The sequence below is a fragment of the Lentibacillus salinarum genome (assembly GCF_042679865.1).
GTDB lineage: Bacteria > Bacillota > Bacilli > Bacillales > Amphibacillaceae > Lentibacillus > Lentibacillus salinarum.
On the sequence record NZ_JBHTNH010000006.1, the window covers coordinates 38,610 to 50,736 of the forward strand.

11 protein-coding genes are annotated in these 12,127 nt (G+C 45.8%); 5 read left to right on the forward strand and 6 right to left on the reverse strand.

Annotated features, from left to right (window positions below):
* Nucleotides 1-465 precede the first annotated feature (465 nt).
* Entirely contained in the window at nt 466-1,950 is a 1,485-nt protein-coding gene (locus ACFQ4A_RS05230; RefSeq protein ID WP_382398298.1) for a glycine betaine uptake BCCT transporter, read from the reverse strand.
* A gap of 202 nt (nt 1,951-2,152) precedes the next feature.
* Here ACFQ4A_RS05230 and ACFQ4A_RS05235 point away from each other — a divergent pair, with 202 nt between their 5' ends.
* From ACFQ4A_RS05235 to ACFQ4A_RS05250, 4 genes are all read left to right on the forward strand, one after another.
* Nucleotides 2,153-3,235, forward strand: a complete 1,083-nt coding sequence (locus tag ACFQ4A_RS05235; RefSeq protein ID WP_382398300.1) for a C45 family autoproteolytic acyltransferase/hydolase — start codon at nt 2,153-2,155, stop codon at nt 3,233-3,235.
* A 92-nt stretch (nt 3,236-3,327) separates the two neighbouring features.
* On the forward strand, nt 3,328-4,122 hold the full coding sequence (locus ACFQ4A_RS05240) for an ABC transporter ATP-binding protein (protein WP_382398302.1): 795 nt from the start codon (nt 3,328-3,330) through the stop codon (nt 4,120-4,122).
* The gene (locus ACFQ4A_RS05245; RefSeq protein ID WP_382398304.1) at nt 4,115-5,764 is read left to right on the forward strand and encodes a hypothetical protein; all 1,650 of its coding nucleotides are present in this window, start codon (nt 4,115-4,117) and stop codon (nt 5,762-5,764) included. The genes ACFQ4A_RS05240 and ACFQ4A_RS05245 overlap by 8 nt, the downstream gene beginning before the upstream one ends.
* A gap of 52 nt (nt 5,765-5,816) precedes the next feature.
* A complete protein-coding gene (locus ACFQ4A_RS05250; protein WP_382398306.1) occupies nt 5,817-6,194 on the forward strand; it encodes a hypothetical protein in 378 nt (125 codons plus the stop codon).
* A 23-nt stretch (nt 6,195-6,217) separates the two neighbouring features.
* Here the strand turns inward: ACFQ4A_RS05250 and ACFQ4A_RS05255 are convergent, their stop codons facing one another.
* Nucleotides 6,218-6,916, reverse strand: a complete 699-nt coding sequence (locus tag ACFQ4A_RS05255) for an aspartate/glutamate racemase family protein (RefSeq protein ID WP_382398308.1) — start codon at nt 6,914-6,916, stop codon at nt 6,218-6,220.
* A 157-nt stretch (nt 6,917-7,073) separates the two neighbouring features.
* Between ACFQ4A_RS05255 and sdhB the strand changes: the two genes are divergently transcribed.
* On the forward strand, nt 7,074-7,844 hold the full coding sequence (gene sdhB, locus ACFQ4A_RS05260) for a succinate dehydrogenase iron-sulfur subunit (protein WP_382398310.1): 771 nt from the start codon (nt 7,074-7,076) through the stop codon (nt 7,842-7,844).
* A gap of 155 nt (nt 7,845-7,999) precedes the next feature.
* On the opposite strand, the gene ACFQ4A_RS05265 is transcribed toward sdhB, so the two are convergent.
* From ACFQ4A_RS05265 to argJ, 4 genes are all read right to left on the reverse strand, one after another.
* Entirely contained in the window at nt 8,000-8,734 is a 735-nt protein-coding gene (locus ACFQ4A_RS05265; RefSeq protein ID WP_382398312.1) for a YqjF family protein, read from the reverse strand.
* A 219-nt stretch (nt 8,735-8,953) separates the two neighbouring features.
* Nucleotides 8,954-10,111, reverse strand: coding sequence for an acetylornithine transaminase (locus ACFQ4A_RS05270; RefSeq protein ID WP_382398314.1), 1,158 nt, complete (start codon nt 10,109-10,111; stop codon nt 8,954-8,956).
* A 1-nt stretch (nt 10,112) separates the two neighbouring features.
* Nucleotides 10,113-10,883: an acetylglutamate kinase gene (argB, locus tag ACFQ4A_RS05275; RefSeq protein ID WP_382398316.1), complete on the reverse strand. Its 771-nt coding sequence runs from the start codon at nt 10,881-10,883 to the stop codon at nt 10,113-10,115.
* A 12-nt stretch (nt 10,884-10,895) separates the two neighbouring features.
* Nucleotides 10,896-12,125 (reverse strand): bifunctional ornithine acetyltransferase/N-acetylglutamate synthase, encoded by a 1,230-nt coding sequence (gene argJ / locus ACFQ4A_RS05280; protein ID WP_382398318.1) that lies wholly within the window; start codon nt 12,123-12,125, stop codon nt 10,896-10,898.
* Between the last annotated feature and the right edge of the window lie 2 nt (nt 12,126-12,127).

Sequence of the window (12,127 nt, forward strand, 5' to 3'; positions counted from 1 at the left end):
CTTCTTATTTAGCTCCTAAAATCCCTAATTTAAAAATGATTTAAAATTATTATACAACTGCAGCCAAATAATTGCAAACCCATTAAAAAGTACCAATCCTTTCACGTTTGGAAAAGGGTCATCCAGCCAGTTGTTGTCATTTTTGGCCGGTATGATCTTTAATTCGACCGTTTTGAAAGATAATCCGGCCACTTTGACAGCAATCCGGCCGCCTCCCCATATTTCCCGGCCATTTTTATTCGAACGCTTCCAATGATGGCGGCAGTCGGCGATGTAACCTAAAACATAAGAAAAACTCGGCTCCCGCCTCGTCCTTCCAGAGGTCAGAGGCCGGAAGTCAGACTTGAAGAAATCGGCGAATTAGCCATTTCGGTATTGAAAACGTCGTCCAAAATTTTATAGTTTCTTTTAAAAAGCTGTCTTACCAGACTGGAACCGGTCAGATAAGACAGCTTCGTCACTTTGTCAGGACCAATTTTTCTCTTTATCCTTTTTCAACGCTTTATAGAAAGAAATAATCATGAGCAACATGATAAATGAGAATGGTAGTGCGGCTGAAATTAAAGCATTCTGCAAAGCCTGCAGCCCGCCAGTGTACAACAGTACCGCTGCAATGGTCGATTGCGCCAGCCCCCAGGTGAACTTCACCGTTGTTGGTGGTGACATCGAACCATTGGTAGTCTGCATGCCAAGGACAAATGTAGCCGAATCTGCAGATGTGATAAAAAACGTGCTGATCAGCAGAATGGCCAGAATCGATAAAATCATCCCAAATGGCAGTTGATCAAACAACCCAAACAAAGCCTGTTCTTCAGGAAGTCCGGCAATATCAACGCCATTATTTTGGGCGTCAATCCCTGAAATGCCAAACGTTGAAAACCATAAAAACCCAACAACAGTCGGTACGATCAAAACACCTGACAAAAATTCTCTTATGGTACGCCCTTTTGAAACCCGAGCAATGAATATCCCGACAAACGGAGACCAGGCAATCCACCAGGCCCAAAAAAAGACTGTCCAATCCAGCACCCATTGCCGTTCAGATTCATCATTGGGCGACAAACGGAAACTTTCAGATGGCAATTGCTGAATATAGGAGCCGATTGTATCCGTCAATGAATTCAAGATATATAAGGTCGGCCCGAGGATCAACGTGGCCAAAAGCAGGATCCCACCCAGCCCCATATTGGCATTGCTCAAGTACCTAATGCCTTTGCTGAGGCCGGTATACGTCGAAATCATAAACAAAACCGTTACAATCAGGATGATGATAAGCTGGACCCAAAATGAAATCGGTAGTTCAAACAAATAAGCAAGACCACCATTGATCTGCGTGGCGCCAAATCCCAGTGTTGTCGCTACTCCGACAATCGTGGCAAATACCGCAATGACATCCACCACCTTCCCCCAGGCTCCTTTCATCCGTTCACCAAACAGGGATTCCAGTGAAGCGCTGACGAGTCCAGGTTTTTCATGACGAAACATAAAATAAGCCAGTACAAGCGCAATCACCGCGTAAATGGCCCATGCATGAATGCCATAGTGAAAAAATGTCACACGCAAGGAATCCTCAAGTGCCTCTCTTGTGCCAGGTTCGGCTGCCGGTGGGGTCTTTATATAGTGGGATACCGGCGAGGCAACACCGTAAAAGACAAGACCAATCCCCATCCCCGCACTAAACAGCATGGCAAACCATGATGGATAACTGAATTCTGGCTTTTCACCAGCTTTTCCCAGCTTGATTTTTCCATACGGACTGAAAACCAAATACAAACAAAATAGAACGAATAACGTGACAATGACCAAGTAAAACCAGCCAAACTGAGCCGAAATAAAGCCCATGATGTTTCCCGATATTCGTTCAAACTGATCAGGCAAAACGGCTCCCAGTATGGATAACCCAACAGTAATGACCAACGTCACCCAAAAGACGATTGTTACCTTTTTCATATGACTCAACCTTCCTATTTAGTGATACGACATTTATCCATACCGTTAGTTTTTCGCTGGGCGGTTATTCTATTCAGTGATAAAGGCAACAGATAAGGAAGCTAATTCGGCGATTCGAAAGGCAATTCAAGCAAATGACTTGCTTTCACCAGCACATGCCATACACTGTCATTAGCTTGAAAATGAAAGAGGACTGACATCAGTGAAACAGGTCTACAGTGACGTTTTCCAATATAGAGGAACACATTATGACTTCGGTTATGTCCAGGGCGAACAACTCAGAGACTCGCCCATTCTCCCTAACCGGCAAAAACAATGGGAGCCCCGGAAAGATCGTCACTTTTTAATTAACCCGGCAGACGTTAAACAGGCGCTTATGACATTTGCCCCGGGAATCTGGGATGAAATTCGCGGTCTGGCCAATGCGCTTAATATGACGATGAACGATGCGATCCAGCAGTTTGGCGGCTATTATCTAGAATATGGCTGGAGCGGCTGTTCCATTTTTACCGATTCCGATTACATGATCCGCAATTATGACAGCCACCCTGTTTCCTATGAGGGACGCTATCTGCTTTATCAGCCGACCGATCAAGGGTATGCCGTCATCGGTCCGTCCATGCAAATTACCGGCCGGATGGATGGGATGAATGAAAAAGGACTCGTCATGGGCTATAATTTCACCCATCGTAAACAATCAGCAGATGGCTTCCTGTGCAATATGATCGGACGCATGATTCTGGAAACATGTGCCAGCGTTGAAGAGGCTATTACCGTGTTGAAAGCCATTCCGCACCGGCATTCGTTTAGCTATGTTTTGTTGGACCAAAGCGGTAAGTCATATGTTGTGGAAGCTTCACCAAGAGAAGTTGCAGCACGCAGATCCAATGTGTGTACCAACCATTTCCATGTGCTGGATGAGGAAAACCGATACCGGCAGGAAGAATCACGCCGGCGGGAAGAGGCCATTCAGGAGCAGCAACGGTATGCAACTGATCCGTACCAGGCTTTCCGAGTGATGAATGATTCGGCGAAGGAAGTTTTCTCGAATAAATATGACGCCTCGGCCGGAACGCTTCACACCGCCGCCTATTTCCCGGCCCAGATGAAAGCTTGGTTTGCCATCGGCCCGGATCGAAAACCGGTGATTTTTAATTTCAACAAATGGCTCCAAGGGGAAAAGGTTAACGTTAAACGCATCAAAGGCGAACTTGATTATCCGAAGCCATTTGTGAATATGGCATTAATAGAGGCTAATTCGAATACACCTTTCCTGTCTGACTAGAGTGGCAGGAAAAGGTGTTTTTTGCTTGAACCCCCCTACATAAACCACATTATGTTAGAATTGTTATACGATTTTGTTTAGGGGGATTATGATTGAAAGATGAAAACGTATTATCGCTTACGGACTTAACGATGAATTTTGGTGGGAAAAACGTGCTAAATGGCATCAATTTAGACGTTTATCAGGGCCAGATCATCGGCTATATCGGTCCCAATGGCGCCGGGAAAAGTACGACCGTTATAATCATGCTTGGCTTAATAGAAGATTATGATGGGAAAGTTGAAATATTTGGACAGGATATCTCTAAAGGTGATCATACATACAAACGCAAAATCGGCTACGTACCGGAGAATGCAGAGATTTATGATAATCTCACGGCCAGCGAATACTTGACGTTCATTGGTGAACTCTACGGATTGGATCAAGTGGACGTAGAAGTCAAGGCGCGAAAATTAATGCATGCATTTGAAATGGAAGATGTTTTCCACACACGGCTTGCTTCTTTTTCAAAAGGGATGCGGCAAAAGGTTTTAATCATTTCCAGCTTGCTGCATGATCCTGACTTATTGTTTCTCGATGAACCGTTAAATGGGTTGGATGCCAATAGTGTGATGGTTATTAAAGAAGTTCTGTCACAGCTCGCTGCCCAAGGGAAAACAATATTCTATTCCTCGCACATCATGGACGTTGTCGAAAAAATCAGTAACCGTATTGTGCTGCTGCTCGATGGAGAAGTTGAAGCTGATGGCAGTTTTGAGGCGTTAAGAGAGCAAAGTAAAGAAGGAACGCTGGAGGCAATATTTAATCAGCTGACAGGATTTGATGAGCATGAAGATGTTGCCCGAGATTTTGTCGGGATTGTTGGTGGGGAAGATCGTCATGGATGATTTCCGTTCATTAAAATGTCTCGATCGGTTTCAATTTCTATTTAAGCGGTTTGGTATTGACTATGCCGACCTGCGAAAAATCCTCCAGCTGAAATTAACAATGGACCAGCGGCGTGTTCCGACCATTTTCAATATGAACGGAGCAAAAAAGAAAGAAGGCAATCAGTTTCTCAAATCATTATGGCTGTATGGACTGTACGGGCTCATCCTGATTCCTTTTCTATTTTTTGGCGATCATTATATGCTGCAGATGAGTCTCATGTTTGGCATCATGATGTTTTTCCTGATGACATCGATGATTTCTGATTTTACATCTGTATTGCTGGATGTCCGGGATAAAAACATAATCGGTACAAAACCGGTGAGTAAAAAAACAATCAGTGCAGCCAAAATGGTTCACGTCAGTATTTACATGTCGTTGTTGACGGGGGCGTTTCTGGCCATCCCGTTTATCGTCATGATTGTCACCAAGGGCGTTTTATTTTCGTTATTGTTTTTAGGCCTGTTATTATTAAACGTTATCTTTATTATCGCCCTGACCGCACTTGTGTACATAGTTACACTAACCTTTTTCAACGGGGAACGCTTAAAGGATATTATCAATTATGTCCAAATCCTTTTATCGGTTGGAATTGTCGTTGGCTATCAACTGCTGGCCCGTTCTTTTGAAGTGGTTGATTTAACGGTTTCCTATACGTTTAGCTGGTGGCATTTATTGCTTCCGCCGATTTGGTTTGGTGCGCCATTTGAATGGTTGCTTGGTCAAAACATGTCAGGCGGGATCATCATTTTGTCATTAGCCGCTTTCATCGTCCCGGTTATCTCGATTATCCTATACGCCCGGTTGATGCCTGCTTTTGAACGAAATTTAGAGAAGCTATTGAGCCATTCCGGGACAAATAAAAAGAAAATGTTCAGGCCTGACAATCTGTTTGCCCGTTTTGTCTGTTTCGATCGGGAGGAGCGCGCGTTTTTCAGATTTGCATCCTTAATGATGAAAAAAGAAAGGGAATTTAAATTAAAAGTTTATCCGGTACTTGGGATGGCGTTTATTTTTCCGTTTATCTTTTTGTTCAATTCGTTCAGTGATGGTTCATTTTCTGAGGTTGGGCAAGGTAAAACGTATTTAACCATTTATTTCAGCAGTATCATGATTCCATCAATCATTCATATGCTCAAATACTCGGAAAACTATAACGGGGCTTGGATTTTACGTGCAACACCGATTGAGGACCCGATCTCACTCCACCGCGGGACAATCAAGGCCTTTCTTGTCAAACTTTATTTACCTATTTTCATGGTATTAAGTGTGGTCTTTACCGTTATTTTTTCTGTAAGGATTATACCTGACTTAATTACTGTGTTTCTGGCGGCTTGTCTACATACGATTATTTCGTACAAACTCTTAAATGATGAAACCTATCCATTCAGCCAATCGTTTGAGTTTGCACAGGATACAAATACAGGGGTCAATATCTTACTGATGCTGTTTGCGGGATTGTTCGCACTTATTCACTTTCTCGTCTTATCGATAAGCTTCGGCATTTATGTTTATTTGGGTATTTTATTGCTTGTAACGGTTGTTAGCTGGCTGGTGGTTTTTCGCAAGACAGGCGGTAGCCGGGGCGAAAAACAAGCATAAAAAGATCAACGGAGCTCTGACATAATCAGAGCTCTGTTTTCAGTGGGTGCTGTTGCTGCTTGATTTGGTAGTGTTGTCGTTCTCGCTCGAGTTGGGGCTGCTCTCGCTCGAGTTGATGGCGCTCTCGCTCGAGTTGAGGCTGCTACCGCTCGAGTTGGGGCTGCTCTCGCTCGAGTTGGGGCTGTTGTCGCTCGAGTTGGGGCTGCTCCCGCTCGCGTTGAGGCTGCTCTCGCTCGAGTTGATGTTGCTCTCGCTCGAGTTAGGGCTGCCCTCGCTCGAGTTGGGGCTGTTGTCGCTCGCGCTGAGGCTGCTCCCGCTCGAGTTGAGGCTCCTCTCGCTCAAGTTGGGGCTGCTCCCGCTCGAGTTGATGGCGCTCTCGCTCGAGTTGAGGCTCCTCTCGCTCGCGTTGGGGCTGCTGTCGCTCGATTGAATCGGAAACACTGGAGTCCCAGATCAATCTGAAAACACCGCTTCTACCATTTTATCGACATGAATCTCCGTAGTGTTCAACAACGGAATATCGACATCCCCTTCTTTCAGGATCATGGGCAGTTCCGTACACCCCAGGATCAGACCATCCAGTCGCTCTTCCTTGATCAGCTTGTTGACGATACTCAGAAAAGCTTCTTTCGTGTCCTCTTTCACAATCCCATTTTCCAGTTCATCCACGATTCGTTGATGGATGAATTGCTGGTCTTCTTGAGCAGGGGTAACAATCTTTTTGTTGCCCGATTGGAATGGTTTCTTGAAAAAGTCATGTTCCATCGTAAATTTGGTACCCAGCAGCCCGACGTTTTGCAGCCCTAATTCGTCTGCTTTGTCATACGTTGCTTCGACAATGCTGATCATCGGAATCGTTACTTTTTTCCGCACGTCGTCAAATACAATATGTGGTGTATTCGCGGAGACGACCACAAAATCAGCGCCAATGTCTTCCAATTGCCGAGCCGCTCCGCCTACATACTCAACCAGATCATTCAGCCGGTCTTCGCTGATATACTGAAAAATGTTATACATGTTGATGCTGTTGATAAACAGCTCCGGCAGCGTCTGCTTACTGTTCATACCTTCCTGATATTTTTGGATAAATGATTGGTAGTAATCGACCGTTGATTCAGGTCCCAACCCACCGACAATTCCTGCCCGTTTCATGCTACCACGACCTTTCCCTAGTATTTAAATCGGTTAACTTGCTTATATTTATGTTACCATACTTTCCGCGTATTGTATAAATTTAAAAAGACATTCCAATACTACTATTACGGAATTCACATGAAACGGTGATTGCTTTTCAGAAAGGAGAGACAACATGCCGACAACCACTGATGAGAAAACCATACATTTAATCATTGAACGACAGAAAGATCCCGATTCCGACCCCTATAAAGAAGAATTTTCCATACCATATAGACCGAATATGAATGTCATTTCCGCGCTTATGTATATCCGGGAGAATCCGGTCAATAAAGCTGGCGACGAAACCATTCCAATCCAGTGGGAAATGAGTTGTCTGGAAGAAGTGTGCGGCATATGTTCGATGGTGATCAATGATGTGCCGCAACAAGCCTGCGCCACGCTGATTGATGACCTTGAACAACCGATTCGAATTCAACCGATGCGGACCTTTCCGGTTGTGCGTGATCTGATTATTGACCGGGAAAGCATGTTCGATTCCCTGAAACAGGTAAAGGCGTGGATACCTATCGATGGTACATACGACATCGGCCCCGGCCCGCGTATGAATGAGAAAAAACGTCTGATGGCCTATGAGCTTTCCAAATGCTTCACATGCGGTGTCTGCTTGGAGGCGTGCCCGAACGTGAATGATAAAAGTGAATTCATGGGACCGTTTGTGTTCCCGCAAGTACGACTTAAAAACGCCCACCCAACCGGTGACATGAACAGTGAGGACCGCATTGAAGCGTTCATGGAGGACGGCGGCCTGCAGGGCTGTAGTAACTCGCAAAACTGTGTTCAGGTCTGCCCAAAAGGGATCCCGATAACCACATCCATTGGAGCCGTCAACCGGAAAGCCACATTGCAATCGTTCCGAAGCTTTTTTGGGAGTGATAGGTATTAAAGCAGTCTTCAGCTAAAGACTGCTTCGTTTTTCGCCGGCAAATCAGATATTGCCGCTACCCTCTTTTTATTTTTCGTGTATGCTCCCCAAGTTTTAGAGCAGGTGTGCGAATCTCACCAGATGTATCGGACAATTTGATCGGAATAGTTTGTTCCTCATCTCTCTTTCCTGAGCATCCAAATGAGAGCAACTTGTGATGCAGCATAATGTCCCAAAGGAGCACCTAAATCGTGGCTAGAAAGAAACGATGTCAACGATTGCTTTTCCGTCTGTACGTCCGCTTCTTGTATTTCCCATCTTTTATGATGAATCGCCCCACGCAAGAGTGATCCATTCCTGTATGTCCACAAAAAGTAGCGCTCCAACAGCCAATTTGTCAGACGCTCGTGTTCTGCATAAAAAATGTCACTACTTGGCTGATAAGCGACTTTCAACCTGCCAGCTTCCTTACCGCGCCGTTCACTGGAAAAATGTATAACACCATCCCGATTTTCCATCGACATATTTGCAAAATAAGTTGACAATGCTGCAACCCTTGCACCGAGCACGGCAAGTAATCGATTCATATCCAAACTGAAGAAATAAACACCCTTTCGATTACCACGCATCACGTATGTCCGAACATTAATTTGTAAGGAAGAATCGGCAAAGGGAACCAACGGCATTTTGCGCAGGCGTATTTGGCTCACTTTAAAAGAGACGATACTGAGCCATGCCTTACCATAAAACGTATCCAGTTGAAGCCCGGGTGGCAAATACGGGGTGAGTACGTGGCATGGAATCGGATAATGCCTAAACAACAGATGGTCCCATTGCTGCATCATAACCCAGGGGGCATCAGGCAATGGTGAATCACGATGTGCCGTGTTGTTTAATATTTCTTCATACATCTTTCTCATCCCTCTTTCAGTCATACTTGTCCTAGTATGGGCAAAAGGGCCTTCACATTATTTAGCCATTGCCGTAATCATATTCCAATACGCGTGAAGCAACATCAAAACGAAGGTGAGTCCGTTGACGAAGTCGTATTACTCAGTATCGTGATCAGCTGACAACTAAAAAAGCGCCTCTCCTTTAAGTGATTAGAGGCGCTTGTTAGACGATTCATATTATGTGATAGAGGCTTTTTCATCAGTCAGTACACCACTTAGCAATTGAACTGCCACATCTATTTCCTGTTTGCTCACGATAAGCGGCGGTAGAAGCCGGATAACATTAGGACCGGCATTTAAAACGAGCAGTCCTTTGTCAATTAATGAGCTGATCTTATGGGATACATCCTCAGTGCATTCGATGCCAATCATCAGCCCTTTACCTCGAATAGATGACACAACCGGCAGATCCCCAACAGACTTATTCAGGCGTTCCTGCAAATACCTGCCTTTTTCCGTCACCCCATGTAAAAAATCGTCCTGAAAAACATGCTTCAATACCGCTTGTGCTGCTGCCATGGCCAGTGGATTTCCACCGAATGTTGCCGCATGGCTTCCCGGTCCGAATGCATCACGAAGCGTCTTTTTAGCCATCATGGCACCGATAGGGACACCGCCACCAAGCCCTTTCGCTGACGTGATGATATCCGGGGAAATGTCGTAATGCTGGTAGGCAAATGGTTTACCTGTGCGGCCAATACCCGTCTGGACCTCATCAATGATTAAAAGGACGTCATTTTGCCGGCATACATGTGCCACTTCCTGTACAAAGTCAGGGTCAGCCATATGAATGCCGCCTTCGCCCTGGATCATCTCCATCATAATGGCAGCTGTGTCACCGTCCACAGCCCGTTTAACAGCATCACGATCATTAAATGGCACATAGTGAAAGGATTCAAGCATCGGACCGAACCCGGTATGGATTTTTTCCTGACCGGTTGCCGCCATGGATCCGAATGTGCGCCCGTGAAAGGACTGTTTAAATGAAATGATTTTATGTTTACCTGTTGCTTTGCGGGCCAGTTTGATGGCTGATTCATTTGCTTCGGTGCCGCTATTGCAGAAAAACACCTGGTCACCCGTACTATTTTCGATAAGCCATTTTGCTGTTGCTTCCTGAATCGGCTGTTGATACAGGTTGGATACGTGCCAATACTGATTGAGCTGGTTCTCCAGTGCTAGTTGAACGTCCGGGTGTCGGTGTCCAAGATTGCAGACGCCAATGCCTGCTCCAAAGTCCAGGTAAGTGTTGCCGTCTGTGTCTTCAACCGTCGTTCCTGATGCCTGTTTGACTGATAGATTAAATCGTTTATATGTTGGAAAAAGTGCTGACACGTTATACAGCCTCCTCTGATCGTTTAATCGCTGTGCCGGTGAACCCGGCTTGATTGATCGCCTGATTCGCATCGGCGATCATGACAGTGGGCAAGTCCTCATTTAAACAGGCAAGTGCCGCTTTCACTTTTGGAATCATCCCGCCATGAATGACCCGCTTGGCAATGAGTTCCTCAATTTCCGCCTCTGTTGCTGACGGGAGCAACCCCTCTTCCGTTATAATGCCTGGTACATCTGTCACAAAAATCAGTTTTTCGGCATTTATCGCCTGTGCAATGGCACCCGCGGCACTATCGGCATTAATATTATACCTGTCACCGTTTTTGCCGGCTGCAATCGGCGCAATGACCGGGACAATGCCTTGATCCAGGATTTGCAGCAAAAATGGAACATTGATACCCGAAACATCGCCGACATAGCCGTAAGTTGGCAAATCCTTTGGAGCACCAGTCATCAGATTGGCATCCGAGCCGGAAAAACCTGCTGCCTGAACACCAGCCGTATTCATTTTTCGTGTTATAGCATTATTGACATGCCCGGCCAATACCATTTCCACAACATCCATCGCCTCAGCGGATGTTGTGCGTAACCCGTCAATAAACGAAAACGGAATATCAAGTTTTCCCAGCATGTCTTGAATAGCCGGGCCACCGCCATGTACGACAATCGGTTGGATGCCATTCTGCTGAAGCTGCTTGATGTTATCGAAAAACCGGTCTGATAAATTGTCAATGATACTGCCGCCACATTTAATAACTGCAATCTCATCCATCATGCGCCCCCCTCACGTCCGATAGCTAGCATTAATGCGCACATAATCATACGTTAAATCGCAACCCCACGCTTTCCCACTGCCATTGCCGGCATTCAGATTGACCGTGATGCTGACATCATCATTCATTAAATACTCCGAGGCCTCCGCTTCGGAAAATGCCAGTGGCTGACTGTTTTGCAGCAGCGGAATTGTACCGAGAGATACATCAATTGTTTGCGCATCCGCATCGACGCCACTCCGGCCAATGGCGGCAAGAATTCTCCCCCAATTAGGATCTGCCCCATAAACGGCTGTTTTGACAAGTGACGAGCCGACAATCGTTTTGGCTGCTTTAGACGCCTGATCGTCATCGAATGCGCCTGTCACATTCACTTCGATTAACTTGGTGGCCCCTTCCCCGTCTCGTGCAATCATCTTTGCCAAATCTTCACATGTGGACTGCAACAGGTCGGTAAATTGATCCCAATCGTGATGCTCCGGTGTCAGGCTTTCATTGCCTGCCTTTCCGCTGGCCATTGTGAGCACCATGTCATTCGTCGATGTATCACCGTCCACTGTAATGCGATTGAATGTCTTATCGGTGGCCTCTTTCAACGCCACCTGCAGCATTTCCGGTTCAATGGCAGCATCCGTTGTTATAAATGCCAGCATAGTCCCCATATTTGGCTCAATCATACCGGACCCTTTTGCCGAACCAGCCATCGTCACGGTTTGCCCATCAATGGTTGTTTGATAGCACGTCGATTTAGTCGTGGTATCTGTCGTCAAGATCGATTCGTTAAAAGCTGCCGCCGCATTTTCATCGGTTGACAGATGAAGATTTCCAATATTTGGAATGATTTTATCCATTGGCATATCAAGCCCGATAATGCCGGTTGAGGAAACAGCAACCCTATCTTCCGGCAACGCCAATTGTTCTGCCGCAGCCCGGCGCATTGTATACGCATCTTGTTTGCCTTTTATCCCGGTACAGGCGTTAGCGTTACCGCTATTGACAATTACCGCCTGCAATTTCCCCTCTTGAGCAATGCTGTCTTTCGTAACGTCTAATGGTGCTGCCTGAATGATGTTCAGTGTATATAACGCAGCAGCACTAGCAGGCACGTCACAATAAATCATCCCAAGATCGTTTCGTTTGCGCTTCACACCCGTATGCATGCCCGATGCCTGGAACCCGGCCGGTGTCACAATCGTCCCCTTTTCCATTTTTTTAATGCTGCCTTCTTTTGTCAGCACCATTG